A 21,675-nucleotide genomic window follows, 5' to 3' on the forward strand; every position below is an offset into this window, starting at 1 on the left:
TACGTATGGTCGTCCAGTTATACGTAAAACGAGAGGGGTGGCGGATGGCGACGGGCTATGCCGAGCTGCTGCGGGCCAGACACGCGATGCGCCTGCTGGCAGGGACGCTGCTGGGCAGACTGCCGAACGCCACGGGGCCGATCGCCATCGCGCTGTTCATCCGCGCCGAGGGCGGCAGCATGGCCGTCGCCGGAGCCCTCTCGGCGATGTACGGGCTGGCCACCGCGTTCGGCCAGCCGATGCTCGGCCGCCTGGTGGACCTGTACGGGCAGCCTCGGGTGATGCTGCCGGCCGCGGTGGTCTCCGCGGCCGGCGCGGCCACGCTGGCGCTCGCCGGTATCGGCTCGCTGCCGCTGGCCTACGCCTGTGTGCTGGTCTTCGGACTGTTCACCCCGCCGCTGGAAGGCGGGCTGCGGGCGCTGTGGCCCAGCGTGCTGCGGCGCGAGGAGCAGGTGCACAGCGCCTACGCGCTGGACGCGGTCGCCCAGGAGGTGATGTTCGCGGCCGGGCCGCTGCTGGTGACGCTGCTGGTCGCCGGGTGGAGCGAGGCCGCGGCGCTGCTCGTGGTCAACGCGCTGGGGGTGCTGGGCGCCCTCTCGGTGGTGGTCTCGCCCCCGTCGCGCCGCTGGCGCTCCTCGCCCCGCAAGCCGCACTGGCTGGGCGCGCTGCGCTCCTCCGGGCTGAAGACCTTGCTGGCCTCGTTCTTCTTCGTGGGCCTGGCGCTGGGTACCTTCGCGCTGGCCGCCGTCTCCTACGCCGACGACCACCACGACAAGCTGATCTCCACCTATCTGCTGGCGGCCCAGGGCGCGGGAGCGCTGGTGGGCGGGGTCGGCTACGGGGCGCGGGGCTGGCCGGGCAGCCACGAGGGACGGCTGCGGGTGCTGGTGGGCCTGTTCGCGGCCGGAAACCTGCCGCTGGCCCTGGTGCCGGGGGTGCCGGTGATGGTGGTGCTGGGCGGCCTCTCAGGGCTCTTCCTGGCCCCTGCGCTGGCCTGTGCCTTCGTGGTGGTGGACCGGCACGCTCCGTCGGGCACGGTGACGGAGGCGTTCTCCTGGCTGGTGACGACATTCGGGGTGGGTGCGGCTGCAGGGACGGCCGCGGTGGGCTCGGTCATCGAGTGGGGCGGCACCGGATCGGGCTTCGGCCTGGCCGGGGCCGGCGGGCTGGCGGCGCTGGCCGTCATCGTGGCGGCACGCCGCTTCCTGCTGCCGCCGGACGGCCCGGCGCCCGCCGGAGTGGTGGCGGGCTCGCTGCCGTCACCGGAGCCCGGCGCCGGACCCGAGGCCGTCACAGCGGCTCAGGCGGGCGGCGAGGAGGGACCCCGGCCGGGCCTTCCGCACACCGGAACCGGGCGCCAGGAGCGTCCCCCAGGTGCGGAAACCGATCGGAACCCCTGCCCCGAACCCGGTTTCAGATCCTCCACGTAGGCGTACTGTTCAGTCATGGACCGCCGAATCTTCGGGCTGGAGAACGAGTACGGCGTCACATGTACGTTCCGGGGCCAGCGCCGGCTGTCCCCCGACGAGGTGGCGCGGTACCTCTTCCGCCGTGTTGTGTCATGGGGCCGCAGCAGCAATGTGTTTCTGCGGAACGGCGCGCGCCTCTACCTGGACGTGGGCTCACATCCGGAATACGCCACTCCGGAGTGTGACAGCGTGACCGAGCTGGTCACGCACGACAAGTCGGGCGAGCGCATCCTCGAGGGCCTGCTGGTCGACGCGGAACGCCGCCTGCACGAGGAGGGCATCGCGGGCGACGTCTACCTCTTCAAGAACAACACCGACTCGGCCGGCAACTCCTACGGCTGTCATGAGAACTACCTGGTGGCCCGGCACGGGGAGTTCTCCCGGCTCGCGGACGTCCTCATCCCGTTCCTGGTGACGCGGCAGCTCGTGTGCGGCGCGGGCAAGGTGCTGCAGACCCCCCGCGGGGCCGTCTACTGCGTCAGCCAGCGCGCCGAGCACATTTGGGAGGGCGTCAGCTCGGCCACGACCCGCTCGCGCCCCATCATCAACACCCGTGACGAGCCGCACGCGGACGCGGAGCGGTACCGCAGGCTGCACGTCATCGTCGGCGACTCGAACATGTCGGAGACGACGATGCTGCTCAAGGTCGGCGCCACCGACCTGGTGCTGCGCATGATCGAGGCCGGCACGGTGATGCGGGACCTCACGCTGGAGAACCCGATCCGGGCGATCCGCGAGGTCAGCCACGACATCACAGGCCAGCGCAAGGTACGGCTGGCCAGCGGACGGGAGGCGTCCGCGCTGGAGGTCCAGCAGGAGTACTTCGACAAGGCGCTGGACTTCTGCGACCGGCGCGGCATCCGAACCGGCCGGGTCGAGCAGGTCCTGGAGCTGTGGGGACGCGCCTTGGAGGCAGTCCGCACCCAGGAGCTGGACAAGATCAACACCGAGATCGACTGGGTGATGAAGTACCAGCTCATCGAGCGGTACCGGAACAAGCACAACATCACCATGTCGCACCCCAGGATCGCCCAGATAGACCTCGCCTACCACGACATCCACCGCCGCCGGGGCCTGTACTACCTCCTGGAGCGCAGCGGCAAGGCTGCCCGGATCTGCAACGACGTGAAGATTTTCGAGGGCAAGTCGGTGCCGCCGCAGACGACCCGGGCCCGGCTGCGCGGCGACTTCATCCGCCGCGCGCAGGAGCAGCGCCGGGACTTCACCGTCGACTGGGTGCACCTCAAGCTGAACGACCAGGCGCAGCGCACGGTGCTGTGCAAGGACCCGTTCCGCTCGGTGGACGAGAGGGTGGAGAAACTGATCGCGGGGATGTGACGGTCCGAGAGACGCGCTGAGGTCGCGTCATGGATGCTGTGCGGAGGGCGCCCCGGGCTTCCGGGACGCCCTCCGCAGCTTGCGTCAGCGTGAGTTGACCGGCGCCGGGCGGCTTTCGTGTCGTGCGCGACGGGCCTCTCGTTGCTGGGCCGTAGGCTGTCAGGACCGCAGGACCATCCCTATACCCGCGAGTGGGACACATGTTGTATTTCTCCGGGGGCTCGTCCCCCCGCACCCCCCGAGCCCTTCGGACGCCGCGCCGGAACGGTGCGCGCCGTATCGCAGCCCTGCTGACCGTGCCGCTGCTGGCCGTCTCGGCGGCGGGCTGCGGCAGTGACGACGGGAAGGGTGCCCCACCGGCGGTGAGCGGCTCCTGGGGCAAGAAGCCCAAGATCGAGAAGGGTGAGGGCGACCCGCCCTCCGAGCTCAAGACCAAGGTGCTCAAGAGCGGCAACGGGCAGAAGGTGCGCAAGGGCGACGCGGTCAGCGCCCAGTACGTGGGCCAGCTGTGGAACGGCAAGGAGTTCGACAGCAGCTGGAAGCGGAAGATGCCGGCGACCTTCCAGATCGGCACCGGCAAGGTCATCAAGGGCTGGGACGAGGCGCTGGTCGGAAAGAAGACAGGCAGCCGGATCGAGATCGTCGCTCCGCCGGACAAGGGATACGGCAAGAAGGGGCAGCCGCCGACGATTCCGGGCAACTCCACGCTGGTCTTCGTGGTGGACCTGGAGAAGATCGCTCCGAGCAAGATCGACGGCAAGCCGGTGGACAAGCCGCAGGACTCGCAGCTGCCCAAGGTGAGCACCAAGGTCGAGAAGGGCAAGGCCCCGTCGATGCAGATGCCCAAGGGCAAGGAGACGGCGCCCGACAAGCTGATCAGCGAGACCATCGTGCAGGGCGACGGCAAGAAGAAGGTCGACGCGGACAGCACCATCCTGACGCACTTCACCGCCAAGACGTGGAAGGGCGGCAAGCAGTTGGACGACACCTGGGCGCAGAACGGGGCGCCGCAGGACATCCCCGTCGCCCAGATCCCCGGCTGGAAGGAAGGGCTGAAGGGGGCCAAGGCCGGCAGTCGTGTGGTGATCTCGGTTCCGCAGAGCGAGTTCCCCAAGCAGCAGCAGAAGCAGTTCAAGGACGGGGTCGTCTTCTCGGTGGACGTGCTCGACGTGAAGTGACCGCGTCCGTGGCAGACTGGCGCGGTTGTCCCGCAGATACGTTCGTAGGAGCAATTTCGTGAGCATCGACAAGCCCGAGGTCGACTTCCCCGACGGCGAGCCGCCGTCCGACCTGGAGATCCAGGACCTGTGGGAGGGGGACGGCGCCGAGGCCAAGGCCGGGGACAATGTCTCCGTGCACTACGTGGGCGTCTCCTTCTCGACGGGTGAGGAGTTCGACGCGAGCTGGAACCGCGGCAAGCCGCTCCAGTTCCAGCTCGGCGCCGGCCAGGTCATCGAGGGCTGGGACAAGGGCGTCCAGGGCATGAAGGTCGGCGGCCGGCGCCGGCTGACCATCCCGCCGCACCTCGCCTACGGGGAGCACGGCGCGGGCGGCGGCCGGATCAAGCCCAACGAGACGCTGATCTTCGTCTGCGACCTCGTCGCGGTCTGACGGCCGTATATCACACCGAACGGGAGCCCCGCCTACCGCGGGGCTCCCGGCTTTTGCCTCTCGCCGCGCCGACGGTACGGTCGAGGGCCCAGAACAGCATGAGAGAGGGCACGAGGGAACCCATGGCGATTGCCAAGGCCGAGCGGCTGATGAATCTGGCGCTGTGCCTGCTGGGGGCCCGCCGCCCGCTCACCAAGCGTGAGCTGCGGGCCTCGATCGAGGCATACGTCGAGGCGTACGGCTCGGGGGAGGCAGCGGCGTACGGCTCGGGCGAGGCAGCGGCGTACGGCTCGGGCGAGGCAGCGGCGTACGGCTCGGGCGAGGCAGCGGCCTACGGCTCGGGAGGGACCGCGACCTCGGCCTACGGCTCCGGGGAGGCAGCGGTCCGCGGCCCTGGAGGCGCCGGGGCGGCCCTCGGCCGGGGCGAGGGAGCCACCGGCACCGAGGAGTCCTTCAGCCGGATGTTCGAGCGGGACAAGGACGACCTGCGCGAGCTCGGACTGGTCATCGACACCGTCGAGAACCTCGACGGGGAGACCGCCTATGTCGCCCGCCGCGACAGCAACCGCCTCCCGCCCGTCACGCTGGACGCCGCCGAGGCCACCGCGCTGGGGCTGGCGGCCCGCGTCTGGCAGCAGGCCCGGCTGGCCGCGGCGGCCAGCGGCGCGCTGCAGAAACTGCACGCGGCCGGCGGTATGCCTCCCGGCGCCATCCCCGAGCAGGGCGGGGAGCGCCAGCTCAGCACCCTGGAGCCGCACATCCCGGCGCGGGAGGCCGCGTTCGAGCCGCTGATGCTGGCCTGCCGGGACCGCCGCCCCGTGGCCTTCGACTACCGCAAGTCCAACGCGGCACACTCCGAGAAGCGGCACGTCGAGCCCTGGACCCTGGAGTGCTGGCGGGGTCACTGGTACCTGGCGGGCTGGGACCGGGAGCGGCAGGCCGAGCGGGTCTTCCGGCTCTCGCGGATCACCGGGCCCGTCCGCTCCCGCGCGGCTGCCTTCACGGTGCCGGTACCCGATCAGGTGACGGTGCGCGAGACCGTGGAGCGCTGGGCCGGCGAGGGCGCCACCAGTACCGCGCGGATCAGGCTGCGCGCAGGCGCCGGCTATCCGCTGCGGGCGCGTGCGCTGCACACCAGGGAACTCGGTGACGGGTGGGACGAGTTGGAGATCCCGTACGGGCACGGCCTGGACGCCTGGCTGGTGGAGTTCGGCCCGGACGTCGTCGCGCTGGAGCCCGCCGAACTGCGCGCCGACGTCATCGAGCGGCTGCGTGCCGTGGCACAGGGCTGAGGGGAGGAGCGGCACATGGCGGTCAACGCCATCGACCAGACGCGCAGAATGCTCTCGCTGGTCACCTATCTCAAGGACCGGCCAGGAGCCCGGGTCGAGGAGGTCGCGCGCGCCTTCGGGATCTCCGCGGACGAGCTGATCTCCGACCTGAACGTGCTGCCGATGTGCGGCACCAGCTTCCGGGGCGGCGATCTGCTGGAGATCGACACCGACGGTGAGCGCATCTGGTGGCGCAACGCGGAGGCGCTGGGCAGCGACACGGCGCAGCCGCTGCGGCTCGCCGCCGACGAGGCGACGGCACTGCTGGTCGCGGCCCGCGCCGTGGCGACCCTGCCGGGGCTGCGCGAGAGCGACCGGGACGCGCTGCAGCGCGCCGTGGCCAAGCTGGAGACGGCGGCGGGCGAGAGCGCGGGCGCCAGCTCGCGGCTGTCGGTCACCTTCGAGTCCGAGGGCGGCGTCTTCGCCGACGTCGACCGGGCCATCGCCGAGCGCCGCCGACTGTGGATCCGCTACTACTCGCCCGCCAGGGACGAGCTGACCGAGCGCGAGGTGGACCCGATCCGGCTGTTCGCCGTCGGCCACACCTACGTCGAGGCATGGTGCCGGCTCTCGGAGGCGCGGCGCACCTTCCGGCTGGACCGGGTGGCCGAGATCAAGCTGCTGGACGAGCGCTCCGACCCGCCGCCGATAGAGCCGCGGGACCTGAGTGCGGGGCTGGTGCAGCCGGCCGCCACGGACCCCGAGGTGGTCGTCGAGGTCGGCCCCGGCGGGCGCTGGGTGGCCGAGTACTACCCGCACGACAGCGCCGAGGAGCTGCCCGACGGTGGCCTGCGCATCACGCTGCGTACCCCGGACCCGGCCTCGCTGCGCCGGCTGGCGCTCCGGCTCGGCCCGGACGGCCGCATCACGGCGCCGCAAGAGCTCGCCGAGAGCGCACGGGACGCGGCGCGCAAGGCATTGGCGGCGTACGGCGCGTAGCAGACGACGCCTCGTCAAGGGGGCACCCCATGGCCGCCGGAAGGACAGGAGCAGCACTAGGCTGCCGTCATGTTCTGGCCGATGTTCTTCCTGGCGCTCGCCTTCTGCGGGATCGCCGTGCTCGGAGTGCTCGCCGTCCGGGTGGGTCTGGAGGTGCGCCGCTTCTCCAGGGCGGTCGGTGACAGCTCCGAGCGGATCACGCGGGCCGCCGAGAACCTGGAGCGGGCAGCCGTCCCGCTGGCCGCGCGGACCGGCCGGGGGACGGGTTCCGGCGGGGCGCAAGACGGGAACGGGACATAACCGATGTGCGGAACGAGACATAGCCGACCTATGGGCGGTCTCCGGTCGGGATTCTCGGAGCGGTAGGCTGCCAGATGCCGCGTCGGCGGGCGCCGGAGCGCGCAATCGGGCGGATGCACGGGGATTGCCTGGTGTTCACTCCGCAGGGTTACGATCGATGTCGGCACGTCAGCACGATGCAGCCAGTCCGATTCATCCGGCAGGCACGGAACACGCCGCCCCGGCGAGAAGGTAGTGGCACATGATCGCAGGTTTGAGGCCCATGGAGATCGTTCTGATTCTCCTTGTCATCCTGCTGCTGTTCGGCGCCAAGAAGCTTCCGGACATGGCCCGTTCGCTGGGCAAGTCGGCCCGCATCCTCAAGAGCGAAGCCAAGCAGATGAAGAAGGAGGGCGGCTCGGACGCCGAGGCCGACAAGTCGGGCGAGGCGCAGCAGTCCGCTCCGAAGACGATTCAGGCGGCTCCCGGCGACGTCTCCACGTCCCGCCCCGTCACCGAGTCGGCGGACCAGCCCAAGCAGAGCTGAGCGACCCGGCCGCAGCACCGGCCGTTCCGCCGGCCGTTCCGCTCCGTGGCTTGCCGCGGAGCGGCGGAGCCAGCCGTATCCGACACTTCGAGACTGAGGACGAGGGTTGCTCAAGTCGGCCCGGAAGCAGGATAGACAGCAGAAGGACCCCGAGGGGCGGATGCCTCTCGCGGACCACCTGCGGGAGTTGCGCAACCGCTTGATGAAGTCGGTGCTGGCGATCCTCGTCGTCACCATCGTGGCGATGGTCTACTACAAGCAGATCGCCGACTTCCTGATGCACCCGGTGCGGGAGTCGGTCGGCTGCACCAAGGGCTTCGGCGAGGCCGCCAAGGACGGCGAGACCTGCGCCGAGATCACCATCAACGGCCTGATCGCGCCGTTCACGATCATGCTGAAGGTGGCGCTGACCACCGGCGTCGTCATCGCCTCCCCGGTCTGGCTCTACCAGCTGTGGGGCTTCCTCGCCCCCGGCCTGCACAAGCACGAGAAGCGGTACGCGCGCTCCTTCGTCGCGGCGGGCGTCCCGCTGTTCCTGGCGGGCGCCTTCCTGGCCTATGTGCTGCTGCCGAAGGCCGCCAAGACGCTGCTGGACTTCTCCCCGGACGGTGCGGGCAACCTCATCCCGCTGGACGACTTCCTCGACATCGTCACCCGACTGGTGATCGTCTTCGGCCTCGCCTTCGAGCTGCCCCTGCTGCTCGTGCTGCTCAACTTCGGCGGTGTGCTGACGGGCAAGCGGCTGCTGGGCTGGTGGCGCGGGATGGTCATCGGCATCACCGTCTTCGCCGCCGTCGCGACCCCCACCGGTGACCCGCTGACGATGTGCGCGCTCGCGGCCCCCATCGTGCTGCTCTACTTCGCCGCCGTGGGCATCAGCCTCTTCAACGACCGCCGCCGCAGCCGCAGCAGTCCCTACGCCGGGTTGGACGACGACGAGGCGTCGCCGCTCGACCACACCCCGGAGGCGGTGGGCGCCGCCGAGTCCGTGCCGGGTCAGCGCCCCGACGCGGAAGGCGGCTCGCCGGACGGCGGCTCGGGTGGCTCGCAGCGGCCGAACGGCTACGACGACGCCACCTGAGCCGGCCGGACCGCGCCGCCGGCCCCGGCCTGGGGCCCGGCAGGAGCCAGGCGCGGCCGCGGCCGCGGCCTGCCGCTCGCCGCTGTGAGCGGCTCTGACCACGGGGTTCGCCTCATGGTCGGGTAAAGATCGTGAGTTCTGTCGGTGGTGACCGGTACGCTCGTAGACACGATGACCGAGGATCTGTCCCCCGCGGAGCGGTACGCGGCGGCGCGCAGGCGTGCCGCCGATCAGGCCACCGCTCTCGCGCCCTTCCGAGACCTGTACGACTTCGAGCTGGATCGCTTCCAGATCGAGGCGTGCCAAGCCCTCGAAGCAGGAAAGGGTGTGCTGGTCGCGGCGCCGACCGGCTCCGGAAAGACCATCGTGGGCGAGTTCGCCGTCCACCTGGCCCTCAGCCAGGGCCGCAAGTGCTTCTACACGACGCCCATCAAGGCGCTGTCGAACCAGAAGTTCAGCGATCTGGTCAAGCGGTACGGCCCCGCCAAGGTCGGCCTGCTGACCGGCGACAACAGCGTCAACTCCGAGGCGCCCATCGTCGTGATGACGACCGAGGTGCTGCGGAACATGCTCTACGCCGGCTCGAAGTCGCTGCTGGGCCTGGGCTATGTCGTCATGGACGAGGTCCACTACCTCTCGGACCGGTTCCGGGGCGCCGTCTGGGAAGAGGTGATCATCCATCTTCCCGAGTCGGTCACCATCGTCTCGCTCTCGGCCACCGTCTCCAACGCCGAGGAGTTCGGCGACTGGCTGGACACGGTGCGTGGCGACACCCAGGTGATCGTCTCCGAGGACCGTCCGGTGCCGCTGTGGCAGCACGTGCTGGCCGGCCGGCGGATGTACGACCTGTTCGAGGAGTCCGGCGACAAGCGCGAGGTCAACCCGGACCTGGTGCGGATGGCCCGGATGGAGAACAGCCGGGTCGGCAACGGGCGGGACCGGCGCCGGGGACGCCCCCAGCGGGAGGCCGACCGCGAGCGGGAGCGCCGCCAGCGGGCCCGCATCTGGACGCCCAGCCGGCCCGAGGTGATCGACCGGCTGGACTCGGAGGGGCTGCTTCCGGCCATCACCTTCATCTTCAGCCGCGCCGGCTGTGAGGCCGCCGTCCAGCAGTGCCTCTACTCGGGCCTGCGGCTCAACGACAACGCGGCCCGGGCCCGGGTCCGGGAGATCGTCGAGGAGCGCACCGCCGACATCCCCGACAAGGATCTGCACGTCCTGGGCTACTTCGAGTGGCTGGAGGGGCTGGAGCGGGGGATCGCGGCGCACCACGCGGGCATGCTGCCCACCTTCAAGGAGGTGGTCGAAGAGCTGTTCGTGCGCGGTCTGGTCAAGGCCGTCTTCGCCACGGAGACGCTGGCTCTCGGTATCAACATGCCGGCTCGCTCGGTGGTGCTGGAGAAGCTCGTCAAATGGAACGGCGAGCAGCACGCCGACATCACCCCGGGCGAGTTCACCCAGCTCACGGGGCGCGCGGGGCGGCGCGGCATCGACATCGAGGGCCATGCCGTGGTGCTGTGGCAGCGCGGCATGGACCCGGGCGCGCTCGCGGGCCTGGCCGGTGCCCGCACCTATCCGCTGCGCTCCTCGTTCAAGCCGTCGTACAACATGGCGGTCAACCTCGTCTCGCAGTTCGGCAGGCACCGCTCGCGCGAACTGCTGGAGACGTCCTTCGCGCAGTTCCAGGCCGACCGCTCGGTGGTCGGCATCTCCCGGCAGGTGCAGAAGAACGAGGAGGGCATGGCGGGCTATCGCGCCTCCATGACCTGCCACCTGGGGGACTTCGAGGAGTACGCGCGGCTGCGCAGACAGCTCAAGGAACGTGAGACGGAGCTGGCCAAGCAGGGCGCCAACCAGCGGCGCGCGCAGGCGGCGGCAGCGCTGGAGAAGCTCAAGCCCGGCGACATCATCCACGTGCCCACCGGTAAGTACGCGGGGCTGGCGCTGGTGCTGGACCCGGGCGTGGCGGGCGGCCGCGGGTCCGGCGCCCGCCGGGGCTACGACGGATCGACGGGCAACGAGGGACCGCGGCCGCTGGTGCTGACGGCGCAGCGGCAGGTCAAGCGGCTGGGGCCGATCGACTTCCCGGTGCCGGTCGAGCCGCTGGACCGGATGCGCATCCCCAAGTCGTTCAACGCGCGCAGCCCCCAGTCCCGCCGCGATCTGGCCTCGGCGCTGCGCAGCAAGGCGGGCCACTACGCGCCCGAGCGGCACCGCAAGCAGCGCTCGGCCGCCGCGGACGACCCCGAGATCGAGCAGCTGCGCAAGGCCATCCGGCAGCATCCCTGCCACGGTTGTGACGAGCGCGAGGACCACGCCCGCTGGGCGGAGCGCTACCACCGGCTCAAGCGGGACACCCGGCAGCTGGAGCGGCGCATCGAGGGCCGGACGAACACGATCGCCCGCACCTTCGACCGGGTCTACGCGCTCCTCTCGGAGCTCGGCTATCTCTCGGGCGACCACGTCACCGACGACGGCCGGGTGCTGGCCAGGCTCTACGGCGAGCTGGATCTGCTGGCCTCGGAGTGCCTGCGCGAGGGTGTCTGGGAGGGCCTGCCGCCCGCCGAGCTGGCCGCGTGTGTCTCGGCGCTGGTCTTCGAGGCCCGCAGCAACGACGAGGCGCTGCCCCCCAAGCTGCCGGGCGGCCGGGCGCGCGCTGCGCTCGGCGAGATGGTGCGGATCTGGGGACGGCTGGACGCGCTGGAGGAGGAGCACCGCATCACCGCGACCGAGGGCGTCGGCCAGCGCGAGCCCGATCTGGGCTTCGCCTGGGCCGCCTACCGCTGGGCGGACGGCCACGGCCTGGACGAGGTGCTGCGCGAGGCCGACATGCCCGCCGGTGACTTCGTGCGCTGGTGCAAGCAAGTCATCGATGTCCTCGGACAGTTGGCGGCTGCCGCGCCGGAGGCCGGTACGGTGCCGAGGAATGCCCGCAGGGCGATCGACGGCATGCTGCGGGGCGTGGTGGCGTACTCCAGCGTCGGGTGACGGGTGGCCACTCGCCCGCCGGAGCGCCGGCCTGGCTCGCGGCCATGGATCAGCCGGAGGCGATGGCGGTGGACCTGAGGGAGTTCTTCGCCAAGGTCGTGAGAGCCGCGGCGCGGCCGGAGCGGGCGGTGTTGACGGCCGTCGCGCGGGGCGGGATGTTCAGGCGTGCGTCAACTGCCGGGCACCGAGAGGTTGTAGGGGCCCGGCAGTCTTCCGTGGCGCGCGCCACCCGCGCGTATCCCGTACTCGACAGGGGGCCAAGTGCGTACGAGCACAACCAGCCGAGCCAGATCCCTGATCCGCCGTTGGGCCTGCGCCGTGACCGCCGTCGCCGCACTCGCGGCGCTCTCCGTCACCTCAGCCACGGCCCAGCCGGACACCGCCGCCGGACGAGGCGGGCACCGGGACCCGGCCGGGAATCTGCGGCTGACCCAGCTCCAGGCGATGGCCACGCACAACAGCTACCACCGTGAGACCACCTCGTTGGCCGAGCAGAACCTGATGTCCCGGTACGACCCCAACTGGCAGACGCTGCTCTACAGCCACTCCACACTCCCCGTACAGTTCGAGCGCCAGCGCGCACGGGGCATCGAGCTGGACGTCTTCCCCGACCCCGAGGGCGGGCTCTACGCCGACCCGCTGCTGCGCAAGCGCGCCGGGCTGCCTCCGCTCGACGAGCCCGAACTGAAGAAGCCCGGCTTCAAGGTGCTGCACTGGGCGGACTTCGACTACCGCTCGACCTGTGTGACGCTGCGAAGCTGTCTGCGCCAGGTCAAGAAGTGGTCCGAGCGCCGGCCCGGACATGTGGCCGTGCCGATCCTGCTGGAGCTGAAGCAGACCGATGCGCGGCTGGAGGAGCAGGGCGGTGCCAAGAGCCCGCCGTGGGACACCGCGATGCTCGACGCGCTGGACAAGGAGATCCGGTCGGTCTTCCCCGACGACGAGACGGTCACCCCGGACGACATCCGGCGCCCCGGCCGCACCCTGGAGGAGTCGGTACTGAGGCACGGGTGGCCGAAGGTGCGTGACACCCGGGGCCAGGTGATGTTCTTCATGGACAACGACGGTCAGGAGATCCAGGACGCCTACCGCGCCGGCGGCCGCGAGAGCCTGCAGGGCCGGGTGCTGTTCACCGACTCCGAGCCGGGGCGGCCCGACGCGGCGTTCATGAAGGTCAACGACCCGACCGGGGCCAACAAGGCCGTCATCCGCGACCTGGTGCGGCGCGGGTTCTTAGTCCGTACCCGCTCCGACGTGCCGCTGGACCAGGCGCGCAGCGGGGACACCGGGATGCTGCGCGATGCGCTCTCCTCCGGGGCGCAGATGGTGAGCACCGACTTCCCGGTGCCCGGCCTGGCGGCCCGGTACGGCTCCGACTACGTCGCCGAGCTGCCGGGGGGCCGGGACCGGGCCGTACGGTGCAATCCCGTGACGGGCCCCCGGCACTGCCCGCGGAGTCCGCTGGAGCCGCGCTGATCCCTGCCTCGCCCCGCCTGCCCGTCCCTGGGGCCGGCGGGGCGATGGCACTCAGGCGGCCGGCTGGTGCTCCTGCTCCGCCTCGACGCGGGCGTTCCACTCCTTCTTCGACGCCTGCCAGCCGTCCTCGTCGGCGCCGAGCCGCCAGTAGCCGGAGATGGACAGCTGCTCACGTGTGATGCCCCGCTCCAGCCGCAGATGGCCGCGCAGCTCCTTGACGAAGTTCGCCTCGCCGTGGACGAAGGCGTGCACCTGCCCGGGAGGGAACTCCAGCGCGCGGACGGCGGCGACCAGACGCTCGCCCACCGGCGCAGCGCCCCGGTGCAGCCAGCGGACCTGGGCCCCGGGCGGCGCGTCCAGCGGCTGCTCCTCCTCGGGCCCCGCGACCTCGATGAGCGCCCGCACCGGCGCTCCGGCCGGTACCCGGGACAGGGAGGCCGCGATGGCCGGAAGCGCGCTCTCGTCGCCGGCCAGCAGATGCCAGTCGGCTTCCGGGCTCGGCGCGTAGGCACCGCCGGGGCCCAGGAAGCGCACCTGATCCCCCACCCGTGCCGAGCGGGCCCAGGGCCCGGCCAGCCCCTCGTCGCCGTGGACGACGAAGTCGAGGGCCAGCTCCAGCGCGTCGGGGTCCCAGGCGCGCACGGTGTAGGTGCGCATCGAGGGCCACTGTGCGCGCGGCAGCTCGGCGCGTATCCGGGCGATGTCGAACGGCTCCGGGTAGCGCACGCCCGGGGCCGGGAAGAGCAGCTTGACGTAGTGGTCGGTGCAGTCACCGGCCGGGAAGCCCGCGAGGGACTCGCCGCCGAGGACGACGCGCACCATGTGCGGCGTCAGCTGCTCGGTGCGGACCACGCGCGCGTGGTGGAGCTGTGGTGCGTTGCGGGCCGGACGGGCCGGACGTTCGGGCACAGGGCCTCCCTGGACACAGAGCAACTTAGGTATACCTAAGCTAACAGACTGTTGTTCGGGAGACCGGGAAGATCAGCCCTCCAGCGCCTCCAGCAGCCGCCGCAGGGAGCCGCCCAGCCCCCAGCGCCCGGCCAGTTCCTCCAGGAGCGCCGGGTCGCGCGGGGCCCGGGGCAGGGTGAGATCCACCTCGGGGAGGGAGACATCCCGGGCGACCCGCACCACCGTCGGGGCGACGTCCAGGTAGGCGGCGGCCTCCTTGAACTTGGTGCGCTGGGCGGGCGTGAGCCGGGAGACCGGGTCGGCGGCCGCCGCGCGGATGCCGGCCAGGTCGCCGTACTGGGCCAGCAGCTTGGCGGCCGTCTTCTCGCCGACGCCGCGCACTCCTGGCAGGCCGTCGCTGGGGTCACCGCGCAGTACGGCCAGGTCGGCGTACCCGGCCCCGTCCACTCCGTACTTGGCGCGCAGTGCCGCGGCGTCGTAGGCGTCCAGGCTGCCGACGCCCTTGACGGGGTAGAGCACCCGCACGCCGCGCGCGTCGTCGATCAGCTGGAACAGGTCGCGGTCGCCGGTGACCACGTCCACGGGGGAGGTGGCGCGGGTGGCGAGGGTGCCGATCACATCGTCCGCCTCGTACCCCTCGGCGCCCAGCCGGGCCAGCCCGATGGCGTCGAGCACCTGCTCGATCACCGGGATCTGCGGCCCGAGGGCGTCGGGTGTCTCCTCCTCGTCAGGGCCGCCGGGGACCTCTTCGGCCACTCGGTGCGCCTTGTAGGAGGGGATCAGCTCCACTCGCCACTGCGGGCGCCAGTCTGCGTCCATGCAGGCGGCCAGCGCCGTGGGGCGGTGGTCCTGGACGAGCCGGGCGATGAAGTCGAGCAGTCCGCGCACGGCGTTGACGGGCGTGCCGTCCGGCGCCCGGACGGTCTCCGGAACGCCGAAATACGCGCGGAAGTAGAGCGAGGCGGTGTCCAGGAGCATCAGCCGGCCGCCGCCTGGGGCCTCGGCCGTGCTCGCCGCGTCGGCTGCGTCAGATGGGGTGATGGTCACGGGGACGATGATGCCGTACCGCACTGACAGAACGCCCCCGGCGGGCACGCGCGCAGCGCGGAGCGCGGAGCGGCGGAATGCGTATCGCGGGGGCCGGGCGGCAGGCGGCGCGCCGCGGAAATTCGTGTGACGCGCCGCCGGGCGGCCTCTACCGTCGTAGACGTGAACGAACGCACCTCCCGGTGCGCAGGCGACGGTTACTTCTTTGGTGGAAACAGGTTCGAATCCTGAAAACCCGTCGTCGCATCGATCTCGGGAGGCGTGCTCGGCACGCACCGGAGCGCCCGGTGCGTGGACGACGGTTACTTCACTCTCCTTGAACCGGCCCGTCGTCCGTCTCTGTCCTCGGGCGCTTCCGGAATGCCGCACGCCGCTTTGTCGAGCCCTCCCCGAGTCGTATGCCGTTCCGCTCACTGTGCAGACAATTCGGGGGAATCATGAGCAAGTTCAACAAGCAGCACACGCATGCCCGCAACGCGCTGACCGTCACCCACGAGGGCGGCAAGGCCCACGTACGGGACGCCAAGTCCGAGCTGGTCCTGCTCGCCGTGGTCAACATGGTGGGTGAGGACACCTTCTACGAGTCGGCCGCCGACCGCGACAACCGCTACGCGGACCTCGTGCACACCGTCGCCGTCGAGGACGGCGCCTGGACGGCCCGTTTCGTGGCGTGGCTGCGTGACGAGGCGCAGATGCGCTCCGCCTCGCTGGTCGCCGCCGCGCACGCCGTCTGGGCACGGCTGGCCGAGGGCGAGCACGGGGACAACCGCCGGATCGTGGCCGCCGCCTGCCGGCGCGCCGACGAGCCGGGCGAGTTCCTCGCCTTCTGGACCGCCACGTTCGGCCGCGCCGTGCCCAAGCCCGTCAAGCGGGGCCTCGGCGACGCGGTGCGCCGCCTGTACACCGAGAAGGCGCTGCTGAAGTACGACACGGACAGCCACGCCTTCCGGTTCGGTGACGTGCTGGAGCTGATCCACGCGGCCCCGGACCCGGACAAGCCGTGGCAGGGCGAGCTGTTCCGGCACGCCATCGACCGCAGGCACGGCCGCGGAGCGCCGGTCCCGGAGGCACTGCCGACGGTGGCGGCGCGCGCCGAGCTGATGGCCGTACCCGCCGTCGACCGGCAGTTCGTGCCCACCCAGCCCGACGGCCCCGCCGTCCTCGCCCGCGCCGGTATGACGTGGGAGGCGCTGGCGGGCTGGCTCCAGGGGCCGATGGACGCGGCGGCGTGGGAGGCCGTGCTGCCCTCGATGGGGCTGATGGCCCAGCTGCGCAACCTGCGCAACTTCGACCGCGCCGGCGTCTCGGACGAGGCGGCGCAGCAGGTCGTCGACCGGCTGCGGGACCCGGAGCAGATCGCCCGCTCCCGGCAGTTCCCGTACCGCTTCCTGTCCGCCTACCGTGCCGCGCCGTCGCTGCGCTGGGCGCACGCGCTGGAGCAGGCACTCGCCCACTCCACCGCGAACGTGCCGTCGCTGCCCGGCCGTACGCTGCTGCTGGTCGACTCCTCGGGCTCCATGCAGGGCTCGGTCTCGGCGCGCTCGACCGTCTCGCACGCGGACGTCGGCGCCCTGTTCGGCGCCACGCTCGCCCACCGCGGTGAGCAGGTGGAGATGTACGGGTTCGCCAGCGGGCACTTCCGGCACGAGCTGCCCCGGGGCGGCTCGGTGCTCCCGGCCGTCGAGGCGTTCCGCTCCCGGCTGGGGGAGGTCGGCTACGGCACGGAGACGGTGGCCGCGCTGCGGGCGACCTACGACGGACACGACCGGGTCGTGATCGTCTCGGACATGCAGGCGTTCCACTACCCGGGCAGTGACGCGCGCGGCGTCTCCGTCTCCGAGGCGGTGCCGGACTCCGTGCCGGTGTTCGGCGTCAACACCTCGGGCTACGCACCGGCCGCGCTGGACACCTCGCGGCCCAACCGGTTCGAGATCGGTGGCTTCTCCGACAAGCTGTTCACCATGATGGCGCTGCTGAGCGAGGGCGAGAGCGCCGTCGGATGGCCCTGGGAGAGCCGCACGTAGCACCGTGGGGCCCCGCCCTGTCGCGGGCCCCACGGCCGCCCGGCCTGAGGCGTCAGCCCGAAGGAAACGCCGGCAGCACCTCGTCCCGCCAGACGCGGAATTCCTGGCGCGGTTCCGTCCGGCGTTCTCAGCGCGGCGCTGCGGGCAGCGCTCCACTGAACAGCCCGCCCAGAGTCCGTACGGCGGCCGTGGCCCAAGCGGCGACGAGCAGGACGTAGAGCCCCGTCGCCAGCCAACCGAACACCTCGGCGCCGGTGTGCCGCCACAGCGCCGCGGCTCCCGTCACACAGGTGCCGACGGGGAAGGTGAAGGCCCACCAGGCCGGCGAGAAACCCATGCCCCGCCGCGCGGCCCGCACCACCAGCGCTCCGGACAGCGCCAGCCACAGCAGCGCGAAGCCCAGCACCGGCACGCCGTACAGCACCGACAGCGCACCGTACGAGCCGGGCTCGGCGTCGGCGAGGTTGCCCAGCGCCGTCGTGGACTGCCCCAACGGGCCGAGGACCAGGAAGAGCAGGGGAGTCGCCGGGACCGGCAGCGGGCCGTGGAGCAGGAGCCGCGCGAAGACCAGCGGCAGGACGAGCAGGGTCGCCAGCAGGCTCATCCCGAAGAGCGCGAGGGAGCCCAACAGCATCGTCGCTCTCGGCTGCCCCGCGGGAAGGTGCGCCGCCAGTGGCGGACCGAGCGCCGCCGAGACCATCGGCGCCACCACCGGCAGCAGCCACACCGGCCCGGCGTCCTGCGGCCGCACCTCATACCGGGTGATCATCAGATACGGCACGCCCACCGCCGCCACAAGGCCCACGGCCGTACCGGCTGTCCACAGCGCCGCGTCGATGCCGACGGCGCCCGGTATCCGGAGCGCCAGTGCCGCGCCGCCGACGGCCAGCAGCGCCATCGCCGTACAGCCGTGGAACGGGGCGGAGGCCGGCGCCTCCACCGGGTCGAGCAACTGGGCGCGGGCCCGGTCCCGGTGGCGCAGCCAGTGCCCGGCGCGGGCCACCAGCAGCACCAGCAGCCCCGTCGCCGCCAGCCCCCATACGCCCGTCAGCACGGCGTGCGGCGGACGTACGGGCACCACGGTGCCGGCGGCGGGGACGATGGCGGTACCCATCACCGCCGCGTACCAGTTCGGGCCCAGCGCGCGCAGCCGGGCAGGGGCGCGTGAGCCGGAGGCGGCGGGTCCGGGGGTGGCACGTACGGCGGAGGGGGCGCGCACGGCGGAGGTGGCGCGCACGGCGGAGGTGGCGCGTACGGCGGGCGTGGTCATGCCCTCACGCTCCCTGGGGCCGGACTCCGCCGCCAGAGAGCACCTCCCTATGGGGACATAAGCTGGGCCTATGAGTGAGACGGAGGGGGTGCCGGGCGGTCTGGCACACCGGGTGCCGGATCTGGGCGCGCTGGAGCTGCTGCTGGCCGTCGCCCGGCTCGGCAGCCTGGGCCGCGCGGCCCGCGCGACAGGCATCAGCCAGCCCGCCGCCAGCGGCCGGGTCCGCGCCATGGAACGGATGCTGGGCGTCACCCTGCTGGAGCGCTCACCGCGCGGCTCGCGGCTGACGGCGTCCGGTGTGCTGGTCACCGACTGGGCGCGGCGCATCGTGGAGTCCGCCGAGTCCTTCGACGCGGGCGTCGGCGCGCTGCGCGACCGGCGCGACTCGCGGCTGACCGTCGCGGCCTCCATGACCATCGCCGAGTACCTCCTGCCCGGCTGGCTGATCGCGCTGCGCACCGAGCTGCCGGGCACCGCCGTCTCGCTGCGCGCGGGCAACAGCGCGGCCGTCGCCCGGATGGTGCTGGACACCGAGGCCGACCTGGGATTCGTGGAGGGTCTCGGCGTACCGGCGGGACTGGACGGCACCGTCATCGCCCGTGACCGACTGCTCGTCGTCGCGGCCCCCGGCCACCCGTGGACCCGGCGCCGCGAGCCGGTCGGTCTCGCCGAGCTGGCCGACACCGGGCTGGTGCTGCGCGAGCCGGGCTCCGGCACGCGGCAGGTCCTGGACGCCGCGCTGGCCGCACATGGCGGGCTGGCGCCACCGCTGCTGGAACTTGCCTCAACCACGGCCGTCAAGGCCGCAGCCGTCAGCGGCGCGGGCCCGGCCGTGCTCAGCGAACTGGCCGTGGGCGAGGAGCTGGCAGCGCGGCGGCTGGCCGAGGTGCCGGTCGCCGGAGAGGAACTCGGCCGCGCGCTGCGTGCGGTCTGGCCCCACGGAGCCAGACCTGCCGGGCCCGCACGTCAGCTCCTGGCCCTCACCCGCTGAGGGCCGCTGCCGCGTCGGCCAGGGCCTGCATCAGCCGCAGGTCCTCACCTGCCTCCGGGTGCCATTGGACGCCGAGCACGAAGTGGGAGGCGTCCACGAGTTCGAGGGCTTCGACGGTGCCGTCGTGCGTGGCGTGCGCCGTGGCGACGAGGCCCTCGCCCAGGGTGTCCACCGCCTGGTGGTGGTACGTCGGAACCGGGACGGCCGCCTCGTGGCCCAGCACCTTGGCGAGCAGGGTGCCCGGGACGGGGGAGACGTCGTGCGGGGTGAAGACGCCGCGCGGCCCGCGATGCGCCTCCGCGGCGGCCATGTGCTGAACGAGGGTGCCGCCCAGTGCGACGTTGAGCAGCTGCATGCCCCGGCACACAGCCAGGAGCGGCACCCGCCGGGCCAGCGCCTCGCGGGTGAGGGCCAGCTCCCAGGCGTCCCGTTCCGGGTAGGCCGGGCCGGTACGCGGGTCGCGGTCGGCGCCGTAGCGGGCCGGATCGATGTCGGGGCCGCCAGCTGTGACCAAGGCGTCGAGGCGGGAGAGGGTCTCGGCCGCCGCCGCGGGGTCGTCGTCGGGAGGGAGGAGCACCGCTCGGGCGCCGGCCCGCTGTGCCATGCGGTGGTAGCCCGCCGGGAGGAGCGCTGCGGGCAGGTCCCAGTCGCCCCAGCGGGCCGAGGGTTCGAGATAGGTGGTGATGCCGATGAGGGGTGGTTTCACGGTTCTCCTTCGCGGAGGGAGTGCGGGCCGGTGTCCCGCAGCCTCCCGCCCGCCCTTCGGTTCAGCCCTTCAGTTCTTCTTCCGCCTTGGCCAGCGCCGCGAACTCTTCCTCCGGCGCTGCCGCCACCAGGCGGTGGCGGCTGTAGAGGGCGAAGTAGGCGACGGCCACCGCGTAGACCGCGAGAGCGATCAGTGCGGCCTGCTTGTCGACCAGGAAGGTGGCGACCAGCGCCGCGAGAGCCAGGACCAGGGCGACGGAGGAGGTGAGGATGCCGCCCGGGGTGCGGTACGGGCGCTCCAGGTGCGGCTCGCGCTTGCGCAGCACGATATGGGAGAGGGACATCAGCGCGTAGGAGATGGTGGCGCCGAAGACGGCGATGTTCAGCATCGTCGCGCCGTCGCCGCTGCCCGCCGCCAGCGCGAAGCCCAGCGCGCCGGGGAGGAGCAGACCCAGGTAGGGGGCCTTGCGGCGGCTGGTCAGCGAGAGGAAGCGGGGCAGGTAGCCGGCCCGCGAGAGGGCGAAGAGCTGGCGGGAGCCGGCGAAGATGAGGGAGAAGAACGAGGCGACCAGACCCGCCAGGCCCGCGTAGTTGACGACGCGGGAGAGCGCCGTCGCCTTGCCGTCCGGTTGCAGCGCCTCGACCAGGGGGTTGCCGACGTCCTGGATGGCCGCCGAGCCGCGGGCCCCGGTCGCGGTCACGAAGGTGAGGAGCGCGAGCAGCAGCAGGATGCCCATCGACCAGGCCATGGCCTTCGGCAGCGTACGGGCGGGGTCGCGGGTCTCCTCGGCCGCCAGCGGTACGCCCTCGACGCCGAGGAAGAACCACATGCCGAACGGGAAAGCCGCCCAGATGCCCAGGATGCCGAACGGCAGCCAGGAGCCGGAGCCGAACGCGCTGTGGTCGACCGGGATGTCGTCGAGGGCGCTGGTGTGGAAGTCGGTGAGGGCGCCGAGGACGAAGACCAGCAGCGCGGCGACGGCGACGGCGGTCACGATGAGGGAGAAGCGCAGCGCCTCGCCGACGCCCCACAGGTGGACGCCGATGAACAGGGCGAAGCAGGCCAGGTAGACCGGCCAGCCGGACTCCAGTCCGAACAGGCCCAGGGATTCGATGTAGTCGCCGATGAAGCAGACGATGGCCGCCGGCGCGAGGACGTACTCGATGAGGATGGCGGTGCCGGTCAGAAAGCCGCCCCAGGGCCCCAGGGCGCGCCGGGCGAAGCCGTAGCCGCCGCCCGCCGTGGGCAGGATGGCCGACAGCTCGGCCAGTGCGAAGACCATGCATGTGTACATCAGGCCCATCAGCACTGCCGCAACGGCCAAGCCGCCGAAGCCGCCCTCGGCCAGGCCGGCGTTCCAGCCGGAGTAGTCACCGGAGACGACGTAGGCGACGCCGAGCCCGGTCAGCAGCAGCGGGCCGGCGCTGCCGCGCCGCAGTGTGCGGCGTTCCAGGTACGCCGCTTCCGGACTCGGGGCGCCCGGGGTGCTCCGGGCGCCCGGGATGTTCGGGGGTCCCGGGGTGCTCGAGGCGCCCGGGGTGCTCGGGGTGCCGTCCCGGGTCGGGGACTCGGACTGTTCGGACATGTGACACACTCCCGCCGTCAGCCATTGGTGTGCTGGCATACCTTTGTGGCCGGAGGCGGCCGGGCGCAACCCTTGTGCATGAAG

At 72.0% G+C, this 21,675-nt stretch carries 18 protein-coding genes; 13 read left to right on the forward strand and 5 right to left on the reverse strand.

The genetic code is table 11. From position 1 onward, the window contains the following. The first annotated feature begins 44 nt into the window (after window positions 1–44). From JW592_RS09510 to JW592_RS09560, 11 genes are all read left to right on the forward strand, one after another. Window positions 45–1,430, forward strand: a complete 1,386-nt coding sequence (locus tag JW592_RS09510) for an MFS transporter (RefSeq protein ID WP_209264503.1) — start codon at window positions 45–47, stop codon at window positions 1,428–1,430. 15 nt (window positions 1,431–1,445) lie between these two features. Then, window positions 1,446–2,807, forward strand: a complete 1,362-nt coding sequence (gene pafA / locus JW592_RS09515; RefSeq protein ID WP_027737208.1) for a Pup--protein ligase — start codon at window positions 1,446–1,448, stop codon at window positions 2,805–2,807. A 200-nt stretch (window positions 2,808–3,007) separates the two neighbouring features. After that, window positions 3,008–3,985, forward strand: coding sequence for an FKBP-type peptidyl-prolyl cis-trans isomerase (locus JW592_RS09520; protein ID WP_209264504.1), 978 nt, complete (start codon window positions 3,008–3,010; stop codon window positions 3,983–3,985). Window positions 3,986–4,043: 58 nt separating this feature from the next. Next, a complete protein-coding gene (locus JW592_RS09525) occupies window positions 4,044–4,418 on the forward strand; it encodes an FKBP-type peptidyl-prolyl cis-trans isomerase (RefSeq protein WP_209264505.1) in 375 nt (124 codons plus the stop codon). A 122-nt stretch (window positions 4,419–4,540) separates the two neighbouring features. Beyond that, window positions 4,541–5,710 (forward strand): helix-turn-helix transcriptional regulator, encoded by a 1,170-nt coding sequence (locus JW592_RS09530; RefSeq protein ID WP_209264506.1) that lies wholly within the window; start codon window positions 4,541–4,543, stop codon window positions 5,708–5,710. A gap of 15 nt (window positions 5,711–5,725) precedes the next feature. Beyond that, window positions 5,726–6,688: a helix-turn-helix transcriptional regulator gene (locus JW592_RS09535; RefSeq protein WP_209264507.1), complete on the forward strand. Its 963-nt coding sequence runs from the start codon at window positions 5,726–5,728 to the stop codon at window positions 6,686–6,688. A 69-nt stretch (window positions 6,689–6,757) separates the two neighbouring features. Then, complete coding sequence (locus JW592_RS09540; RefSeq protein WP_209264508.1) at window positions 6,758–6,988, forward strand: hypothetical protein; 231 nt, start codon at window positions 6,758–6,760, stop codon at window positions 6,986–6,988. A 241-nt stretch (window positions 6,989–7,229) separates the two neighbouring features. Next, a complete protein-coding gene (tatA, locus tag JW592_RS09545) occupies window positions 7,230–7,514 on the forward strand; it encodes a Sec-independent protein translocase subunit TatA (RefSeq protein ID WP_209264509.1) in 285 nt (94 codons plus the stop codon). A gap of 106 nt (window positions 7,515–7,620) precedes the next feature. Continuing rightward, on the forward strand, window positions 7,621–8,595 hold the full coding sequence (tatC, locus tag JW592_RS09550) for a twin-arginine translocase subunit TatC (RefSeq protein ID WP_209264510.1): 975 nt from the start codon (window positions 7,621–7,623) through the stop codon (window positions 8,593–8,595). Between the two features lie 171 nt (window positions 8,596–8,766). Further along, window positions 8,767–11,583 (forward strand): DEAD/DEAH box helicase, encoded by a 2,817-nt coding sequence (locus tag JW592_RS09555; protein ID WP_209264511.1) that lies wholly within the window; start codon window positions 8,767–8,769, stop codon window positions 11,581–11,583. Between the two features lie 261 nt (window positions 11,584–11,844). Then, window positions 11,845–13,059, forward strand: a complete 1,215-nt coding sequence (locus JW592_RS09560; RefSeq protein WP_307805353.1) for a phosphatidylinositol-specific phospholipase C1-like protein — start codon at window positions 11,845–11,847, stop codon at window positions 13,057–13,059. Window positions 13,060–13,110: 51 nt separating this feature from the next. On the opposite strand, the gene JW592_RS09565 is transcribed toward JW592_RS09560, so the two are convergent. After that, window positions 13,111–13,968, reverse strand: a complete 858-nt coding sequence (locus tag JW592_RS09565) for a siderophore-interacting protein (protein ID WP_209264512.1) — start codon at window positions 13,966–13,968, stop codon at window positions 13,111–13,113. Window positions 13,969–14,040: 72 nt separating this feature from the next. After that, the gene (locus tag JW592_RS09570; RefSeq protein WP_209264563.1) at window positions 14,041–14,946 is read right to left on the reverse strand and encodes a 5'-3' exonuclease; all 906 of its coding nucleotides are present in this window, start codon (window positions 14,944–14,946) and stop codon (window positions 14,041–14,043) included. Between the two features lie 506 nt (window positions 14,947–15,452). Between JW592_RS09570 and JW592_RS09575 the strand changes: the two genes are divergently transcribed. Beyond that, a complete protein-coding gene (locus JW592_RS09575; protein ID WP_209264513.1) occupies window positions 15,453–17,039 on the forward strand; it encodes a TROVE domain-containing protein in 1,587 nt (528 codons plus the stop codon). 127 nt (window positions 17,040–17,166) lie between these two features. On the opposite strand, the gene JW592_RS09580 is transcribed toward JW592_RS09575, so the two are convergent. Continuing rightward, window positions 17,167–18,309 (reverse strand): TDT family transporter, encoded by a 1,143-nt coding sequence (locus JW592_RS09580; protein ID WP_209264514.1) that lies wholly within the window; start codon window positions 18,307–18,309, stop codon window positions 17,167–17,169. A gap of 70 nt (window positions 18,310–18,379) precedes the next feature. Here JW592_RS09580 and JW592_RS09585 point away from each other — a divergent pair, with 70 nt between their 5' ends. Beyond that, window positions 18,380–19,300 (forward strand): LysR family transcriptional regulator, encoded by a 921-nt coding sequence (locus tag JW592_RS09585; protein ID WP_209264515.1) that lies wholly within the window; start codon window positions 18,380–18,382, stop codon window positions 19,298–19,300. On the opposite strand, the gene JW592_RS09590 is transcribed toward JW592_RS09585, so the two are convergent. Both JW592_RS09590 and eat read right to left on the reverse strand, forming a co-directional pair. Further along, window positions 19,290–20,006, reverse strand: coding sequence for a gamma-glutamyl-gamma-aminobutyrate hydrolase family protein (locus JW592_RS09590; RefSeq protein ID WP_209264516.1), 717 nt, complete (start codon window positions 20,004–20,006; stop codon window positions 19,290–19,292). The two genes, JW592_RS09585 and JW592_RS09590, sit on opposite strands and share 11 nt — an antisense overlap. A gap of 61 nt (window positions 20,007–20,067) precedes the next feature. Then, the gene (eat, locus tag JW592_RS09595) at window positions 20,068–21,591 is read right to left on the reverse strand and encodes an ethanolamine permease (protein ID WP_229375495.1); all 1,524 of its coding nucleotides are present in this window, start codon (window positions 21,589–21,591) and stop codon (window positions 20,068–20,070) included. Window positions 21,592–21,675: the final 84 nt, after the last annotated feature.

Source organism: Streptomyces spirodelae, from assembly GCF_017676385.1.
Lineage (GTDB): Bacteria > Actinomycetota > Actinomycetes > Streptomycetales > Streptomycetaceae > Streptomyces > Streptomyces spirodelae.